Annotated in this window: 17 protein-coding genes; 9 read left to right on the top strand and 8 right to left on the bottom strand. The window is 42.9% G+C overall.

Going from position 1 to position 18,508, the window contains the following annotated elements; translation table 11 throughout:
• Positions 1 to 44 precede the first annotated feature (44 nt).
• From ISG33_RS01475 to ampE, 7 genes are all read right to left on the bottom strand, one after another.
• The gene (locus ISG33_RS01475; RefSeq protein WP_195731799.1) at positions 45 to 872 is read right to left on the bottom strand and encodes an HDOD domain-containing protein; all 828 of its coding nucleotides are present in this window, start codon (positions 870 to 872) and stop codon (positions 45 to 47) included.
• Positions 873 to 999: 127 nt separating this feature from the next.
• Complete coding sequence (locus ISG33_RS01470) at positions 1,000 to 1,242, bottom strand: DUF1289 domain-containing protein (protein WP_370545298.1); 243 nt, start codon at positions 1,240 to 1,242, stop codon at positions 1,000 to 1,002.
• A gap of 327 nt (positions 1,243 to 1,569) precedes the next feature.
• On the bottom strand, positions 1,570 to 2,988 hold the full coding sequence (gene lpdA / locus ISG33_RS01465; protein ID WP_195731797.1) for a dihydrolipoyl dehydrogenase: 1,419 nt from the start codon (positions 2,986 to 2,988) through the stop codon (positions 1,570 to 1,572).
• Positions 2,989 to 3,106: 118 nt separating this feature from the next.
• Positions 3,107 to 4,816 carry a dihydrolipoyllysine-residue acetyltransferase gene (aceF, locus tag ISG33_RS01460; protein WP_370545289.1) on the bottom strand — a complete coding sequence of 570 codons (1,710 nt, stop codon included), beginning with the start codon at positions 4,814 to 4,816 and terminating at the stop codon, positions 3,107 to 3,109.
• Positions 4,817 to 4,824: 8 nt separating this feature from the next.
• Positions 4,825 to 7,497, bottom strand: a complete 2,673-nt coding sequence (gene aceE / locus ISG33_RS01455) for a pyruvate dehydrogenase (acetyl-transferring), homodimeric type (protein WP_195731795.1) — start codon at positions 7,495 to 7,497, stop codon at positions 4,825 to 4,827.
• A 107-nt stretch (positions 7,498 to 7,604) separates the two neighbouring features.
• On the bottom strand, positions 7,605 to 8,375 hold the full coding sequence (locus tag ISG33_RS01450) for a GntR family transcriptional regulator (protein ID WP_370545288.1): 771 nt from the start codon (positions 8,373 to 8,375) through the stop codon (positions 7,605 to 7,607).
• 305 nt (positions 8,376 to 8,680) lie between these two features.
• Positions 8,681 to 9,562 carry a beta-lactamase regulator AmpE gene (ampE, locus tag ISG33_RS01445; protein WP_195731794.1) on the bottom strand — a complete coding sequence of 294 codons (882 nt, stop codon included), beginning with the start codon at positions 9,560 to 9,562 and terminating at the stop codon, positions 8,681 to 8,683.
• A gap of 207 nt (positions 9,563 to 9,769) precedes the next feature.
• On the opposite strand from ampE, the gene nadC reads away from it, so the two are divergent.
• The 8 genes from nadC to ISG33_RS01405 all read left to right on the top strand — a co-directional run bounded on the left by nadC (position 9,770) and on the right by ISG33_RS01405 (position 16,358).
• Positions 9,770 to 10,699, top strand: a complete 930-nt coding sequence (gene nadC / locus ISG33_RS01440) for a carboxylating nicotinate-nucleotide diphosphorylase (protein WP_195731793.1) — start codon at positions 9,770 to 9,772, stop codon at positions 10,697 to 10,699.
• A gap of 181 nt (positions 10,700 to 10,880) precedes the next feature.
• Complete coding sequence (locus ISG33_RS01435; protein ID WP_195731792.1) at positions 10,881 to 11,279, top strand: pilin; 399 nt, start codon at positions 10,881 to 10,883, stop codon at positions 11,277 to 11,279.
• A gap of 76 nt (positions 11,280 to 11,355) precedes the next feature.
• Positions 11,356 to 12,564 (top strand): type II secretion system F family protein, encoded by a 1,209-nt coding sequence (locus ISG33_RS01430; protein WP_195731791.1) that lies wholly within the window; start codon positions 11,356 to 11,358, stop codon positions 12,562 to 12,564.
• Between the two features lie 121 nt (positions 12,565 to 12,685).
• Entirely contained in the window at positions 12,686 to 13,561 is an 876-nt protein-coding gene (locus tag ISG33_RS01425) for a prepilin peptidase (protein WP_195731790.1), read from the top strand.
• The gene (coaE, locus tag ISG33_RS01420; RefSeq protein ID WP_195731789.1) at positions 13,558 to 14,157 is read left to right on the top strand and encodes a dephospho-CoA kinase; all 600 of its coding nucleotides are present in this window, start codon (positions 13,558 to 13,560) and stop codon (positions 14,155 to 14,157) included. Before ISG33_RS01425 ends, coaE begins: the two co-directional genes overlap by 4 nt.
• Before the next feature lie 187 nt (positions 14,158 to 14,344).
• Entirely contained in the window at positions 14,345 to 15,097 is a 753-nt protein-coding gene (zapD, locus tag ISG33_RS01415; RefSeq protein ID WP_195731788.1) for a cell division protein ZapD, read from the top strand.
• A 47-nt stretch (positions 15,098 to 15,144) separates the two neighbouring features.
• Positions 15,145 to 15,390, top strand: coding sequence for a DNA gyrase inhibitor YacG (gene yacG / locus ISG33_RS01410; RefSeq protein ID WP_195731787.1), 246 nt, complete (start codon positions 15,145 to 15,147; stop codon positions 15,388 to 15,390).
• Positions 15,391 to 15,392: 2 nt separating this feature from the next.
• Positions 15,393 to 16,358 carry an aspartoacylase gene (locus ISG33_RS01405; protein WP_229333414.1) on the top strand — a complete coding sequence of 322 codons (966 nt, stop codon included), beginning with the start codon at positions 15,393 to 15,395 and terminating at the stop codon, positions 16,356 to 16,358.
• Between the two features lie 51 nt (positions 16,359 to 16,409).
• On the opposite strand, the gene ISG33_RS01400 is transcribed toward ISG33_RS01405, so the two are convergent.
• Positions 16,410 to 16,994, bottom strand: coding sequence for a TetR/AcrR family transcriptional regulator (locus ISG33_RS01400; RefSeq protein ID WP_195731786.1), 585 nt, complete (start codon positions 16,992 to 16,994; stop codon positions 16,410 to 16,412).
• Between the two features lie 418 nt (positions 16,995 to 17,412).
• Here ISG33_RS01400 and ISG33_RS01395 point away from each other — a divergent pair, with 418 nt between their 5' ends.
• Entirely contained in the window at positions 17,413 to 18,507 is a 1,095-nt protein-coding gene (locus tag ISG33_RS01395) for an efflux RND transporter periplasmic adaptor subunit (RefSeq protein WP_195731785.1), read from the top strand.
• Position 18,508 lies beyond the last annotated feature (1 nt).

The raw sequence follows: 18,508 nt of genomic DNA, 5'->3' as shown, positions 1-18,508 counted from the left end.
TCGCGCTGTAATTAGAGCGCTCACTCTTTTTATAATTTTGGTGTTTATGAATTAATCAAATTCGCAATCTTTGAAGTCTCAAGACGCGAATAATTTAGGATCATATCATAATCATCATCACTCAAGCTAACAGTGTCTAATGCTTGTTTGTTAAAACCTGGAAGGTCATCTAATTCATAGTCTTTTTGCTCGCATATCGCCATTGCGATCGCAACATACAAAATACTTTCTTCAAGTTGAAGTTTTTCTGACGGCGGATGGGCGAGTTTCTGCAGGGGTAACACCAAGCTCTGGGGAAGTTTCCATTCTTGGATAATTTGACCACTGCACTGCGGAAAAGTAAAACCAAAATAATCCTTCTGTTTAACAAGCGGTGCCTTTGCTTCCAAATCATTCTGGAATGACTTGTATTTGTCAGCATGTTTACTCGCAACGATCAATTCACTCAAGCCTTGAAGTATACCTAATACAAAAAAGCGCTCGCTACCTCGGGACTGTTTTTGCTGAGCGATACTTTTAGCAATAACGCCACACATTACCGCATTATTCCAATATTCAGAAAAATTCATCACCGATGTATTGAAAGTTTTGAACGCGATATTAGCGGTTTCTGCAATAGATATATTATAGGCAGCTTCCCCTCCAATCACATTGAGGGCTTTTGACACAGTTTCAATTTGGCTAGGAAATCTAAATAGCGCGCTGTTGGCAAGCTTCAATATTTTAGCGCTAAGCGAAGGGTCAACCGCAATGAGTTGTGCAATGTCAGTTAAGTCTTTCTTCGGATCATCAAGAGCGGCGCGTAAATTCACACAAGTATCAGGCAGAGTAAACGACTTAGAGGCAAATTTAACGAGGGGCTTTATTGACATGATTCGTGGATTCCGAGTTCGTTTGCACTCACAGCGTGCTTCATGGTGAAAAATAATGAACGGAGTATACAAGATTGAGATTGTAGTAAGGTTGTATTGATAATACCTATTGAGAAGAAGCTATACCTTAAAAGAGGTCTTGTTGTTCACCACCATGAAAGTCACTTTGGCTAATGCCTTGTTTTCTCGACCAAGATTGCTTCCTACGATTACAGGCTTTAACGATAATACGCTTTGTTTGATCATCTATTTTTAACCAATGCAAACGCTCTTCTCGACTCCTAAAGCAACCTTTGCAATAGCCTCTAGGCCCTGATTCACATACACCGATGCAGGGGCTAGGAATAGCAAAAAACTCTAGTTGTTGCATGTCGCTCATAACAGTTAGCTGCTCTCTTTAGTTTACATATAAGTCAATATTCAAGAAGGAACTGTATCTCGATAAATTTCTGAAGCGTTTTTAAAGTGTTTTAAATTTACTCGCAATTTTTGTAAAAACCAAGTTTGTTAACACTTAAAATCTAGTATTTATACTAACAAACAGGTGTTTTCAGACGACTTATGCGCTAATTTATTTAGCTTATTTCCCTAAAGTTCTTGTTTTGACATCATAAATACGTAAAAAGCCGACACATAAAGTATCGGCTTTCATAACTATTGGCACTGTAAACGACCTTATGCCCTTATATTTTTTATGTTATTTTTTCTTCGCTTTTGGGTTTGGCATATCAGTGATGCTACCTTCAAAGATTTCAGCAGCTAAACCAATAGACTCATTAAGTGTTGGGTGAGCGTGAATAGTCAATGCAACATCTTCCGCATCAGCGCCCATTTCAATAGCTAAACCGATTTCACCAAGCATTTCACCAGCGTTTGTACCAATGATTGCACCGCCAATAACGCGCCCTGTGTCTTTTTCGAAAATCATTTTCGTTAGTCCATCAGTAGCAGCCGATGCAATAGCGCGGCCTGAAGCAGCCCATGGGAAAGTAGCAGCTTCATAGTTCACACCTTGCTCTTTCGCTTCTTTCTCAGTTAAACCAACCCAAGCGACCTCTGGCTCGGTGTAAGCTACTGAAGGGATACATTTAGGATCGAAGTAATGCTTCTTACCGGCAATCACTTCAGCAGCAACATGACCTTCATGCACAGCTTTGTGAGCAAGCATAGGCTGACCAACTAAGTCACCAATCGCAAAAATGTTCGATACATTCGTACGCATCTGTTTGTCGACATCGATAAAACCACGATCTGTTACCGTAACACCGGCTTTTTCAGCAGCAACTAGAGAGCCATTTGGCTTACGACCAACAGCAACGAGTACGCGATCATAACGTACAGGCTCTGCAGGTGCTTGTTTACCTTCAAAGGTGACATACAAGCCGTCGTCTTTTGCTTCAACACCCGTTACTTTTGTCTCAAGCATGGTGTTAAATTTGTTTTTGATGGTTTTCATATACATCTTCACGATGTCTTTGTCTGCCGCTGGCATGAGTTGGTCAAGGAATTCAACCACGTCAATTTGCGAACCTAGCGCATGGTATACGGTACCCATTTCCAAGCCAATAATACCACCACCTAGCACAAGCATTTTGCCAGGTATGTCGCGCATTTCTAATGCACCAGTTGAATCAATCACTCGCTCGTCATCCGGGATGAACGGCAAGTTTACAGGTTCAGAACCCGCAGCAATGATTGCGTTATCAAAAGTAATCGTGGTTTTACCGTCGTTTCCTTCCACTTCAAGCGTGTTGGGGCCTGTAAATTTACCATAGCCTTGCACATGCTTAACTTTGCGCATTTTTGACATGCCGGCCAAGCCTTTAGTAAGCTGGCTAACTACGCTGTCTTTCCAACCGCGAATTTTATCAAGATCAAATGTTGGCTCACCAAAAGTGACACCATGTGACGATAAATGCTTCGCTTCTTGAATGACTTTTGCAACGTGAAGTAAAGCTTTCGAAGGAATACAGCCTACGTTCAAACATACGCCACCAAGTGTTTCGCGTACATCGACAATAACGGTATCAATACCTAAATCCGCAGCACGGAAAGCTGCTGAATATCCACCAGGACCTGCGCCTAGTACGACCAACTGAGTTTTTATTTCGCTCATTCTGACCTCAAAATTATATGGTTAAGTGCATGCTACGCCCGGATCTTACCGATTAGCGACGTAAACAGCAAAATTTCTTCTGTAAAAGGGCTGGTTGCGCAACCCTTTTCATTATTTATTACAATAAAATACGACGTAGATCGGCTAATGCACCACTTACATGCACAGCAAAACGAGCGGCAAGCGCTCCGTCAATCACTCTATGGTCGTAAGACAAGGATAGTGGCAACATGAGGCGTGGCTCAAAGTCTTTGCCATTCCACTTTGGTTTCATTTCCGACTTAGAAACGCCTAAAATAGCAACATCAGGTGCATTTACAATTGGTGTGAATGCGGTTCCACCAATACCACCTAGGCTAGATATTGTGAAACAACTACCTTGCATATCGGCAGATTTAAGTTTTCCATCTCTGGCCTTCGCGCTTATTTCCATCAATTCTCGAGAGATTTCCATAATGCCTTTTTGATCAACATCTCTCACCACTGGCACAACTAAACCATTGGGAGTGTCGACTGCAATGCCAATATGGTAGTACTTTTTCATTACCAAAGACTCGCCGTCTGCTGATAAACTACTATTAAAGGCAGGGTATGCTTTTAATGCATCTGCAACAGCCTTCATCATGAACACTAGCGGAGTGATTTTCACGCCAAGTTTGCGCTTTTCAGCAAGTACATTTTGCTCTTTGCGGAACGCTTCAAGCTCGGTGATATCGGCTTCGTCAAATTGAGTAACATGAGGAATCGTTACCCAGTTACGATGCAGATTAGGGCCTGATAGTTTTTGAATACGCGTAAGTGGCACTTCTTCCACTTCACCAAACTTGGCAAAATCAACATTAGGTTGTGCTAACACTTGCAAACCACCACCGGTGCTGCCGGTGCCAGCAGAACTACCTGGGTTCATTTTAGGGCGTGATAATTCATACTTCACGTATGATTGTACATCTTCCTTTTGAACGCGGTTCTTGCGACCACTGCCTTGCACTAAAGTAAGATCAACACCAAACTCGCGCGCCAATCGTCGAACAGAAGGAGAAGCGTGTACTTTACCCGTCTTGCCTTTATCACCCGCCGACGGATGATGTGGCACAGGCGGGGCTTTCTGCGCGACTGGTGCAGGTGCACTTTTTTCACTTGACGCTGCGCTTGCAGGCTCAGGCGCAGCAGGAGTTGGTGCCGGCGCAGGTTCAGAAGAAGCAGTGTCACTTCCAGCAATTTCTAGGCTTAATACAAGCGAACCTTCAGATACCTTGTCGCCAAGCTTCACAGCCAAACTCACTATCTTACCAGCTTCTGGAGCGGGTACATCCATAGTGGCTTTATCGGTTTCAAGCGTAATCAAGCCATCTTCTGGCTCAACGCTGTCACCTTCGGCCACAAGCACCTCAATAATCTCTACGTCACTAGCATCACCAATGTCAGGTACAAACACCTCAATGGTTTTACTCGCGCTAGGTGCTTGTTGTGTTTCTTGGGCAGCAGGTGCAGCCGTCGACTCTTCTTTTACGGGTGCAGCCTCGGCGCTACTTTGCGCTGGTTCTGGAGCAGCTTCTTGTGCAGGTTCATCAGTTTCAGCAGCACTACCTGACTCCATCTGGCCTAACACATCACCTTGCTTTATCTTGTCGCCAACTTTCACGCTAAGCGATTTTATTACACCCGCATCAACGCAAGGAATGTCCATACTGGCCTTGTCACTTTCGACTGTCACTATGGATGCTTCGGCATCAACCGACTCGCCGACTTCAACGCAAAGCTCAATAACTTCAACTTCATCTTCGCCTACATCAGGAACGATTATGTCTACTAAATTTGCCAATGTCATTCTCCCTATTATGCGTAAAGCGGATTGATTTTATCTGGGTCAATCGCGAGTTCTTTCATTGCCTCTTTCAGTGCTTTCTTATCGAAGTCACCTGCTAAGTACAATTCGTATAAGGCGGCATAAGCAACACTGTTAGCATCTACTTCAAAGTGACGACGCAAATTCTCTCGAGAATCAGAACGGCCATAGCCATCGGTGCCCAATACGCGATAAGCACCCGGAACAAATGAACGGGCTTGGTCGCTATAGGCTTTGATATAGTCTGTTGCGGCTATCGTTGGGCCATCATTACCTTCACTTAACACTTGTGTAATATAAGGCACTCTAGCCTTCTTATCGATGTTACGCATATTCCAGCGCTCACAATCAATACCGTCTCGGGTAAGCTCGTTAAACGAAGTCACACTGTAAACTTCAGACTGCACGCCAAACTTCTCAGCCAGTAATTTGGCCGCTTCGCGAACTTGAACCAAAATAGTGCCTGACCCAAGTAGCTTTGCTTTCAACTTAGCAGACTTGTCACCTACGGTGTCTAATTTATAAATACCTTTGATGATGCCTTCTTCGCTGCCTTTCGGCATTTCGGGCTGAACGTAGTTCTCGTTCATTACTGTGAGGTAGTAGAACACGTTTTCTTGTTCTTCTAACATACGGCGTGTGCCGTCTTGAGTAATAACCGCAACTTCATAACCGTAAGTTGGGTCATAACTCACACAGTTTGGAATTAAGCCTGCCTGAACATGAGAATGACCATCTTGATGCTGCAATCCTTCACCATTAAGCGTTGTTCTGCCAGCTGTGCCGCCTACTAAGAAACCACGACACTGACTATCGCCCGCGGCCCAAGCCATATCGCCGACACGTTGGAAGCCGAACATGGAGTAGTAAATATACACAGGAAGCATAGGCAGATCGTTGGTAGAGTAGGATGTACCGGCAGCCACAAAGGACGACATAGCACCCAACTCATTGATACCTTCCTGCAGTACTTGCCCCTTTTTATCTTCTCGATAATAAGCAACTTGGTCTTTATCTTGCGGAATGTATTTCTGTCCTGAGTTTGAATAGATACCCACTTGACGGAATAAGCCTTCCATACCAAAAGTACGGGCTTCATCAGGAATAATAGGCACGACATTTTTGCCCATTTGCTTGTCTTTTAAGAGTACGGTGAGTACTCGTACAAAAGCCATCGTTGTCGAAATTTCACGCTCACCTGAACCTTTCGTGATTGCTTCAAAAGATTTTAGTGGCGGCGCTGGTAAGTCATGATTACTTTTGCTTAAACGAACAGGCATGTAACCGTGCAAGGCTTCACGCTTTTCGCGAAGATACTTCATTTCAGGGCTGTCATCTTCAAATTTGAAGTAAGGTAACTCGCCAATGTCGTCATCCGACACGGGTATATTGAAGCGATTGCGATAATGCTTAACAGCTTCGATATCCATCTTCTTCACATTATGCGCAATGTTTTTACCCTCGCCGGCATCACCCATACCATAACCTTTCACGGTTTTGGCAAGGATAACCTGCGGACGACCTACGGTTTCAGTAGCGCGCTTGTATGCTGCATATACTTTTACTGGGTCGTGACCGCCTCGATTCAAACGCCAGATATCATCATCTGACATATTCGCAACCATCTCTTTCAACTCAGGGTATTTGCCGAAGAAGTTTTCACGAGTGTAAGCACCACCCTTTGACTTATAGTTCTGATATTCACCATCAACGGTTTCGTTCATTACGTCGAGCAATTTACCAGAAGTATCGCGGGCTAATAATGGATCCCAATAACGCCCCCATATCACTTTAAATACTTCCCAACCAGCACCACGGAAAGTGCCCTCAAGTTCTTGAATAATTTTACCATTACCACGAACTGGGCCATCTAGGCGCTGTAGATTACAGTTAATCACAAAAGTTAGGTTATCGAGACCTTCGCGAGAAGCTAAGCCAATCGCGCCTAATGATTCTGGCTCATCAACTTCACCATCACCCATGAAACACCATACACGTTGTTCTGAACAGTCTTTCAAACCACGGTTAGTGAGGTATTTTAAGAAACGTGCAAGGTAAATCGCTTGCATTGGGCCAAGGCCCATAGACACTGTTGGAAATTGCCAAAAGTCTGGCATCAATTTCGGGTGAGGATAAGAAGATAGACCTTCGCCGCTGACTTCTTGCCTGAACATATCCAGTTGACCTGCCGACAAGCGACCTTCAATAAATGCACGAGAATAAATGCCCGGCGAGACGTGACCTTGTACGAACAAGTAATCGCCACCGTCTTTATCGTTAGGCGCACGGAAGAAATGGTTGAAACCTACGTCGTACAACATTGCTGATGAAGCGAAGCTTGATATGTGGCCGCCTAGTTCAAGGTCTTTCTTGGAACCGCGAAGCACCATCATCATTGCATTCCAGCGGATCGCGTTACGGATCTTGGTTTCGATCGTTTGATCACCAGGCATGGTTGGCTCTTGGCCAGCAGGGATAGTATTGATGTAGGCTGTAGTAGCATCGTATGGCAAATGTGCCCCGCTACGGCGTGCTTTTTCAATAAGCGACTCGAGTAAATAATGAGCGCGATCAACGCCCTCTTCTTCTAATACTGCTTCAAGTGCGTCTAACCATTCTTGCGTTTCTGTTGGATCCACATCTGGATGCATCACATCGGTCATGGTGCTTTCCTATTCTATGTTTTACTGTTAACAGCTCCATGATATGAAGACTGTTGCGTGTTAACTATGGTGTTACTTTTACTTACTTAAATCGAAAAACACCGCACTCATGATGCGATGTTTTTGTTTTGTTTCACTTCAATTCTGCGCATGGCGCGTTGAAGCTTAATGTCTCGCTGATTAATCCCTAATAGAGTACTTTCAACGAAACCTAAATGTTCATTACTGGCTTTTCTCGCAGCCTCCGGATCTTGGTCACAGATTGCATTGACTATTGCACTGCGCTGCTCTCTGATGTCAGTTTCTACCTTCGCTCCATCCCGAAGCATTTCTAAGTTACGAAGAATGTTTTCATGCAACATGTTTTTCATACTTCGCATGACGTGTAATAGCACCATATTATGTGATGCTTTTGCCATTATTAGATAAAAATCTACCAAGGCGGTGGCTTCTTGTTCAACATTAGCAGAAGCTTCAGGTAAATTCGTGAGCGCATCTTTCAACGCAATATAGTCTTCATGTTGACCACGAAGTGCAGCATAGTATGCTGCCATTCCCTCTAAGGCATGACGAAACTCTAACAAATCAAATTGGGTTTCTGGGCGGCTAGCTACCAAGGCTAGTAAGGGATCGGTCATTTTGGCGCTTAAGTTTTGACTAATAAACGTACCACCACCTTGCTTGCGTTCAATAAGCCCTTTAGCCTGTAGGTTTTGAATGGCTTCTCGCAATGAAGGGCGGGATACCTCAAATTTTTCGGCGAGTAAACGTTCAGGCAATAACTTCTCGCCTGACACTAGCGTACCATCAAGTATCATCGACTCGAGCCGTTCAGTAATCACGTCTGATAATTTCTGTTGTTTTATGCTTGAGTTCAAATCGTCGCCATAGCCGCTTTAAAAAAGAAATTCACTAGATGCTTATAGCTCAACAAGAAATAGTAAATTGTACTTCTTTATAAGCTAGCAAAACACAATGGTAATACCAATTAACCAAGTAAGTGTAATTAACTTTTGCTTCACGAACAAGCGTTAGCGCTAATAAAGGAAGGCATTAACTGTATTTTCACTGGCTATTAACAAATACAAGTAACTTAGCTTGAGGCATAAAAAAAGCAAAAGTCATTGTAATTAAACAACTTTTGCTCATTTCATTTAGATTAAATATTAACCAAGACTGAGTGTTAGGCAACTGCTCCGACCATTGTAAGTATCGACACGCCTACTAACATAAACATCACATTTCGCTTAACCAATCTGACTAACATACAGGGCTCGTCGACATAATTTTGCTTGTTTGGCTCTACCTCTTCAGCCGCAACCGCAACAGAAACTAATGTCTCTTTACTAGAAGTTTTCAGATCAAAAAGTGATGGGAGCCAAATCGTCAGTGCTCTGGAAAAATGTCCTACGATTAAGAAGCCAAGACCCGTGATGCGGACAGGAAGCCAATCAATGGCATGCATTATTTTATCAATGGCTAGCTCAGCGTTGGCCTTTTCACATTCACCAATCACTTCTTCATCGACTTCATTTGGATCGCCGCCACAGGCAGACATCTTATGAGAAAATATCTGCAACTCTTTTGCGATACTATAAAAGACAACGCCTGCGACACCAAAACAAATAAAAGCAACAATGACAGCTGCATATTGACGATAATTAACAAAAACCAGTTGTTGCCCAACTTTAGATAAATCGCCGTTCGTATTGCCAAAAGCAAGGCTATGCAGTGAGCATGCTTCAAAGTCTTTGCGATTTGCTGCTTCTAAATAACGTTTGTAATTCTTCCTGGTGATCGGGCAGCCCAAACAGACCCACAAAGTAATCAGTTGGAGTACGAAAGTAAACAATCCGTTATCGATAAGATAATCGATTAAGTAAAGTGATAAAGCCGGTAATAAAGAAATGAGCACCAATGAAAGTGTTGATGCAGTTTCATTAAACCACTTTCTAGCTTGCAAAAACTGAATGTAGCGACCTACTAAAGCGTGTATATGCCATTCGGGCGCTTTAGAAGTGACTCTCTCCAATGCCATAACTATTAATAGTGAAATAAGCGTCATGTGTTGCTTTTTCCTTGATACGTAAATTATGTAGACAGCTTTCCGTTTAAGTATAGCAGTAGTGTACAAAGTATTGGCATAATTAAATGACAGTTTACCTCAGCAAAGCAAACACATAGTAATATTCACCGTTTCATTGTGCTCGATAAACAAGTAATATTCTGGCCACTCCTAAAAGCAATCGTACTCATTATATAAGTAATAAATATGTCACTCATATCAGAATACAAACTGAATATCCCCTATCAAGTCAACCAAGCACTTGCCGAAGACTTAGGCTTTGATTTTGTGCCTAGCTCTAGCCAGCCTCAAGCAGAAACGTTAGCCATTTCTCAACGCGAACTTGATATTACCGCCATGTTAATCAATGAAGATGAAGTGATGCATGCTCAAATTATAACGCGAGAAGCAGCTGTGATTTGCGGTGTAGAGTGGGTGAATGAAGTATTTCAACAGGTTGACAGCAGCGTCGAGTTGCACTGGCAATGCAAGGATGGCGATCATGTTGGCGCAAAGCAATGTTTGGTGACCATTCATGGAAACGCACGATCAATCTTAACAGCTGAACGCTGCGCCTTGAATTTTTTGCAAACCCTCAGCGGCACAGCCACGGTCACAGCAAAATATGCTAGTTATTTAACGGGTAGCAAAACTAAACTGCTAGATACTCGAAAGACGCTTCCGGGGATGCGTCAAGCACAAAAGTATGCAGTTGCATGCGCAGGCGGACAAAATCATAGAATGGGTTTGTACGACGCTTACCTTATAAAAGAAAACCATATAGAAGCATGTGGAGGAATTAAAAACGCAGTCACCAAGGCAAGAAAATTGCAGCCAAATGCAGCTATAGAGGTGGAAGTAGAGACTTTGGATGAACTGCGTCAAGCATTAAACTGTAATGTCAATACTATTATGTTAGATAATTTTTCTACAAAACTAGTAAAAGAAGCAGTCGCAATCACTGACGGAAAGTGTAAAATAGAAGTGTCTGGCAATATCACTCTTGCAAGATTGCAGGAATTGGCAGCAACGGGAATAGACTACATCTCTTCAGGTGCATTAACGAAACATGTATCTGCAATAGATTTATCGCTAGTTTCATTGCAGGAACGCCGCTCTTCGCCAGACACGAAGTAACGAAAGTATAAACGCCGGTGTTGTTTCAGAGACTTGGGTATGCGACAGCATACTTCACATTTGAATATCAGGTCTTATACTCAGTTTCGAGGTTAAGGAGGTAAGCAATTACCAGACTTACCTTTTTAACTAATCAAAAATCAAATATTAAAAACGCGTTGACCACGCTCGGAGATATAAAATGAAAAATTCAGCTCAAAAAGGCTTTACACTAATCGAACTAATGATCGTTGTAGCAATCATCGGTATTCTTGCAGCTATCGCTTTACCTGCTTACCAAGGTTATACTGAAAAAGCGAAGTTTACTGAAGTTACTAACGCAACTGCAGCAGCTAAATCTGCTGTTGAAGTTTGTGCTCAGATAAACAATACACTAACTGGCTGTGACGGCGGTACTAGAGGTATTCCAGCAGACACTACTCTACTTACTACTGCTGCTGGCGTTATCACTTCTACTGCTTCTGCTTCATCTGGCATCGTTAAGCCTGGCGGCGGCGCAGCAACATACACGCTAACTCCTGCATACACAGGTACTACAGTTACTTGGTCTGCGGTATGTGATCCAGCAACACTTTGCTAATTAGAGTGATACTATAATGTAAAAAGCCCAGCTTGCCTGGGCTTTTTAGTCTCAAAATTAATAGAAAGAGATTACCATGGCGAAAACAGCAGAGACATTTACTTGGGTTGGCACTACCAAAACTGGCAGACCAGGGAAGGGGGAAATTACCGCTGCCTCAATACAAGAGGCGAAAAACCTTCTCCGTCGCCAAGGTGTTTCGGCAACTAAAGTAAAGAAACTAGCTAAACCTTTGTTTAGCGGTAAGCAAAAAATTACCGCACAGGATATAGCGGTATTATCACGTCAACTAGCAACGATGCTTGGTGCTGGCGTAACACTCATTCAAAGTATTGACATGATCGGGCAAGGTCACACGAATCCTTCCATGCGCGTATTACTCAGTGAAATCGGCAATGAAGTGAAGTCCGGTAACCCATTATCCACTGCATTAAGAAAACACCCCGATAAATTTGATGACCTCTACTGTGATTTAGTACAAACAGGCGAACAATCAGGCGCACTAGAGACAATATACGATCGAATTGCACTTTATAAAGAGAAAGCAGAAGCACTCAAGTCTAAAATTAAAAAGGCGATGTTCTATCCCATCGCGGTAATTGTTGTTGCAGCTATTGTGACATCAATTCTCTTAATCTTCGTTGTTCCTCAGTTTGAAGAAATTTTTAATGGCTTTGGCGCCGAACTCCCAGCCTTTACTCAGTTTGTAATCGGGATTTCAAATATGATGCGCGATTATGGACCGTTCTTAGCCGTTGGACTCATTATTGGAGCGATAGCGTTTAAAAAAGCACATGCTAAATCGATTGATTTACGTGACAAAGTAGATAAATTCACCTTAAAAATACCGGTCATCGGTGAAATTCTCAAAAAAGCGTCAGTAGCGCGATTTACCCGTACCTTGTCTACCACCTTTGCAGCAGGTGTTCCGCTCATTGGTGCACTAGATTCAGCTGCGGGCGCATCAGGCAACGCAGTATTTCGGGATGGCATTCTTTTTGTGAAGAAAGAGGTCGCTGGCGGCCTGCAAATGAATGTTGCTATGCGAGCGACAGACATCTTCCCTGCGATGGTTACGCAAATGATAGCTATCGGTGAAGAATCGGGCTCGGTTGATTCTATGCTCGATAAAATAGCTACAATCTATGAAGCTGAGGTAGACGATATGGTTGATGGCTTAACAAGCTTGCTTGAGCCTATGATTATGGCGGTACTTGGCGTTGTTATCGGTGGTCTGATTATAGCGATGTATTTACCAATATTCGAAATGGGTAATGTTGTATAAGCTTTACCAACTAGGAAAACCAGCCAAAGGCTGGTTTTTTTTGCTCCTCATGCTACTTTGACTTTACGCAACACATCGTTGTTAACTAACAAGTGCAATCAAATAAAAACTGGACAAAAGCATGGAAAACACCGCCATCATTCAACTCATTACTGATTATCCTGTGGCTTTTATCATAGCAACCGGGATAGTTAGCTTATTGGTAGGGAGCTTTCTTAATGTCGTCATTCATCGATTGCCTATTATGATGGAACGTGAATGGCAACGTGATATCGAGCTTTCGCAAAAACCAGACAAAGAGCCAGAAGCCCAAGCAAGCTTTAATCTAATTAAGCCAGACTCCACTTGCCCAAAGTGCAAACATAAAATACGAGCCTGGGAGAACATACCTATTTTTTCTTGGTTAGCATTGGGCGGTAAATGCAGTAGTTGTAAAGGTCCTATTTCAGCTCGTTATCCTGCTGTAGAACTTTTAACCGCACTTCTTTCAATGGTCGTTGCTTATCAATTAGGTTTTGGTATCACAGGAGTGGCCTTTATTTTCGCGACGTGGTTACTGATTGCGATGACTTTCATCGATCTTGATAAGATGTTGTTGCCTGACTCTCTTACCCTGCTCATGCTATGGCTTGGTTTAGGCGTAAGCTGCTTTGACGGCACCATAAGCCCAACTGATTCAATCATTGGCGCTATGCTCGGTTACTTAAGTTTGTGGTCTGTTTATTGGGCTTTTAAGCTGCTCACGGGCAAAGAAGGTATGGGATATGGCGATTTCAAACTGCTCGCTGCCTTGGGTGCATGGGTTGGATGGCAACACTTGCCTATTGTTATATTGTTATCATCTATCGTCGGGGCCATCGTGGGTATAAGCTTGATGTTAGTGCAGCGCAAGGATAGCACTCTTGCCATTCCCTTCGGCCCTTATCTAGCCGCGGCAGGTTGGCTAAGCATGTTATACGGCGATGCAATCGCCTCATGGTATTTATCAACCTTATGAGCACTTACATAGTAGGGCTTACCGGTGGAATAGCGTCTGGCAAGACCACTGTGAGCGACCACTTTATACACTTGGGCATTGATGTAATTGATGCCGATATCATTGCGCGAGAAGTTGTAGAGCCAAGCACTGAGGGTTTCGAGGCCATTGTCGGTCGATTCGGAAGTACTATGTTATGCAGCGATGGCTTTCTTGATAGAGCCAAGCTCCGTGCTAAAGTATTCTCAGATGAAGGAGATAAACAGTGGCTAAATGCTCTTCTTCATCCCTTGATACGCAATGAAATGTTGCAACAAACACAACAAGCACAGTCGCCCTATTGCATTTTAAGTGTTCCTCTTTTAATAGAGAACGGCCTTAACACCATGGTGAATCGCACCCTAGTGGTTGATATTGACGAAGATACTCAGTTAAAAAGAGCGCTTAATAGAGATGGCAGTTCAATTAGCACCATAAAATCAATCATGGCCGCACAAGCCAGCAGACAAACACGCATAGAAAAAGCTGACGACTTGATTAGAAACACGAAAGACATTTCATATTTGCATGCTCAAACCGAAAAACTGCACCATTTTTATTTACGACAAAGCCAATAAATTACATGCTTCACCGTGCTTCGAATATCGTCGCGCTTTGGCAACATCTACATTGTTTTAGTTGAAATAATATCAATTTCTCGCGTTCTTTGCTCCTTTCTAGCGCTCCAGCTAAAACAAGCACTAAACATATGCATCGAAAACCTGTAGACTCTTAAATTAATAGCTAAAAAACAAGGAGCACTGAATGCCAGTCGCAGTTTACGAATTCCCGCTTTGTGAAAAAGTGAGAAATTATTTGCGATTGGAGCAACTATTCAAGCAACTTGAACACAGCGCTGAGTTCGATAATGAATTCGGAAGTATTCAGTTTTTCGACCTGCTCTTTACTATTCTCGACCTTCTCGAACGGCTAGATATCCGGACAGATTTTATTCGCGACATTGACGTTCATGAAAAAAATTTGGTGCATTGGTCTCAGCATCCAAACATTGACTCTGCTGCACTCGATGCAACCCTACAAAAGCTGCACAAATTACTTCATGACTTAAAACGAACAAATAAGCTCGGCTCGAGTCTCAAAGAGGATCGTTTCCTATCGAGTATCCGCCAGCGCTTTTCAATACCAGGCGGTGCCACTAGCTTTGACCTGCCGCATTTGTTTTGCTGGATGAAACAGCACAAAGACGTCCGGGAAAAAGATATTAAATTGTGGGTTGAGCAATTGAATTTAGTGCGCGAAAACATCTACTTATTACTGCAGTTTCTTCGTGAACGCAGCAAATACGAGAAAGTGATCGCAAACAACGCTTTTTACCAAGGTGTTGTTACTGAAAAAATTGACTTGATACGCGTTCGCTGTGCGAACACCGAAGGCTATTATCCCGTGCTTAGCGGTAACAAATATCGCTATGGCATCCGTTTTATGAATCTTATTTCGACTGAAGATGGCAGCGAGAGCCTCACAGGCCCAATAGAATTTGAAATAGCTTGCTGCTAAATGTCTAGAGTTATTTGTACAAAATATAAGCGAAAGATGAAAAAGTAATGAACGTAAACTGCCCCACATGTAAGAAAAAAGTTGAATGGATACCTGAGAGTGAATTCCGCCCCTTCTGCTGCAAACGTTGTCAATTGATTGATTTGGGTCAATGGGCAAATGAAGAAAACGCAATACCCAGCGGGGCTAATAAAGATTCTGAAATGGAATTGCCCGGTATTGCCCCTGATATCGATATAGAGCAAATCGAAGCGATGTTGGCTGATCAAGAAAAAGACTTCTTTAAGGAATAGTAGTGACAAGTTCTTCGTTCGAGCAAGCAAACGATGCTCAATCAACTGAAAAACCTATTGCTAGCGTTTTATTGGCAGCAGGAACTCATGGCAATGAACTTTCAGGTATTGAGTTTGTACGTAAAATACAAAGAAATAAAGCTCATAAACTACACTCAATACTCGGTGATAACGCAAACTTTAGCCTCGAAACTTGCCTTGTGAATGAGTTAGCGATAGAAAAGCGCGCTCGCTTTGTAGAAGAAGATCTTAACCGTCAATTCAGTCAGGAAAAGCTCAGTGTGCTAAGCGGTGAAAACCTTGAACACCAACTAGCAATTGAGTTTAACCATCGCTATGGCCCCAAACATGAATCTCGAACCGACTTAGTGATTGATGTGCACAACACAACGAGCAACATGGGTCCAACCCTGATTATTTTAGAATTAGACGACTTTAATAGCGCAATGGCGCGTTTTGTCAAAGCACAAATGCCAGAAGCAGTGATTTTAATTGAAGATGAAAAGCCTTTCGCAGACCATGCTTACTTGTGCACGGTGGGTAAACGTGGCGTGATGATTGAAGTCGGTCCACAACCACAAGGGGTGCTTCGCCCCGCGGCCTACCTTCAGACCGAAACCATGACGAGAGCAATTTTAGCCTTCTGCCAAGCTTGGAATCAACATCTTAATGGTGACGAAGACGCTTTACGATTGCTGAGTGAGTTAACACCGGTAGATGCGTTCAGGCTCACCGAAGAGGTCTCTTATCCGCTTGATGAAGATGGCCATAAATGCGCAATGATCCACCCTATGCTCCAAGATAAAGACTTCCTTGCGTTGAACGAGGGCGAACCAGTGTTTTTAGATTTTGACCACAATGCGATCCTCTGGCAAGGAAGCAGCGAAGTCTACCCGCACTTTATTGGTGAGTCAGCCTACTATCACCTAAATGTTGCATTCGCACTTGCAGATAAAACAAGGATCTAGTCAAAGCCTGTTATTTGTTATCGCGAGAGACGCATTCGCGATTGAGCAAAGCTAAAAGTTAAAGATCGCAGACAACACGCTTGAAACGTGTTTTTTGATTTTGGTTTTTTGTATGTCAAAGCCTAGCAAACCTTTAGTGTAAGTCACACCAGAGATTGCCGAAATCACGATATCGGCTAATATTTTTGAAGATTGCACTGATTCCAAATAGCCCCTTTCTTTACCTAAATTAATCAGTCTTGCTAGCTCTTCAATCGTTGGCTCATAGCAGCGACTGAAATGGGCTTTCGACATGTCGCTATTGGTGAGGGCTTGACTAATCATGAGCTGGTCAAAACGCACGATCTGAGGATCAAAAATGATCTTAAGCAGATTAGTACAGAAAGAATGAATAACCTTCACAAAATCATCCTTAGAATGAATATCAACCTGGGTCGGCTCATAAATTCGTGCAACTTCTTTAGCGACTACGGCTTCTAACAATTCTTCTTTACTCGGAAAATACTTGTACAGGGTCATTTTTGAGGTTTGCGCAGCCTTCGCCAACATATCAGTTGTTACGGCTGGTACGCCATGCTCGAAGAACAACGCTCTCGCTGCCGCCAATATGCGACTTTCAGCATTTCGACTACTCATTGATGCTACTCATATCATAAACCTTCTCTTTACAGCTGCTACTTTTCTTTACTGCTTGTGTCGGACACAACACCTAGCCCAACTAATAATAACGCTAGCTTTCGTGAAAAACGGTGTCGGACACAACTACCGTGCAATCTATCATGATTAAAAATATTCACAACTAATGGCTGACATTCTTAAACCATAATGGTACTGTACCGTACAGTACACTTTTAATCTATCGTTTTATTTAACTGAATAATCCATTTAAAGCATTGAATAAGGGCTATTAGTTTTGACTAGTCTTATGATTTGTTACTCATATAGGTATTACAACATGCGCTTCGCTTCGGCAATACGAACCTCTGCTTTTTACCCTGTCTTTATACTTACAGCCTGTTTAGCACTCTTGTCTTGCAGCGACGATAGAAGCGAAATGGCTCATGACAAAAGTGGCATTGAGCAAAATGCCAAGAAAGTATGGACCACAACATTGATTCCTGCTGCAGAAGGCAGGAAACGTCATTTAACCGGCTCAATCCAAGCCGCAGATGCGGTTGCTGTTAGCTTTGAGTTAAGTGGTGTCATCAATAAAATGCATGTTGATTTAGGTCAGTCCTTTGAAAAAGGAGATGTTTTAGCTGAGCTTGATACTGCCGTTTACGAACTAAGCGTCGCGCAAAGCAGAAGTAACTTAGGCGAAGCAAATGCCGCTTTCATTGATGCAGAGCAAACCTACAATCGCAATGTTACACTCAGAGAGCAAGGCTTGGTGTCGCAGGCGGCACTTGATAACGCAAAGGCAGCTTTTGATATTGCCCAACAGCGCGTTGATGTGGCGCAAAGTGCTCTTTCTCTGGCACAGGAAAACCTATCTGATACCCGCCTAATTGCTCCTTACGATGGCAGAGTGTCAGCGCGTTTTGCCGAACCATCACAACAAGTTTCTCCAGGGGCGCCAATACTCAATATTCAAGGCAACGCAAAGCTTGAAGTGGCTTCTGCTTTGCCTGAAGGCCTAATTTCAAAAGTCACTTTGTTCGACCCAGTCGATGTCATTGTTCTAGCCATTAATGCTAAGAGGCGTTTACCCGCGACACTCACAGAAATTGGTGCAAGAGCAACAGTGGCAAATGCCTTTCCAATTACCATTACACTCAATGATAACTATGATGGCTTATATCCAGGGATGTCGGCGGAAGTAATACTTCAGGTAAAGTCAGATTTTGATATTGACGGATTATACGAAGTGCCTTTTAGCGCTTTCACCACCGACAAGAACAGCCCTTATATTTACGTTGTTGAATCAACACCAGCGGCAGAAAATGATTCGAGTGCCGACCAAGAACATCGTGTTCGTCGCGTTGATATCGAGATTTTAGAATTAAAAGCTGATAGTGCCATTGTGAAGTTGTTAGATGAACATAGTCCAGAAAGCAATAATATCATTGTTCGAACTGGACTCAATTTTCTTCGCAACGGCCAAGCCGTGTCGATCGTTGAAACCGAAACTCGTATTTATAACCAATAGG

It is taken from the genome of Marinibium conchae (genome assembly GCF_015595035.1).
Taxonomy (GTDB): Bacteria; Pseudomonadota; Gammaproteobacteria; order Enterobacterales; family Alteromonadaceae; genus Glaciecola.
This window is presented reverse-complemented; position numbering and strand designations above follow the sequence as displayed.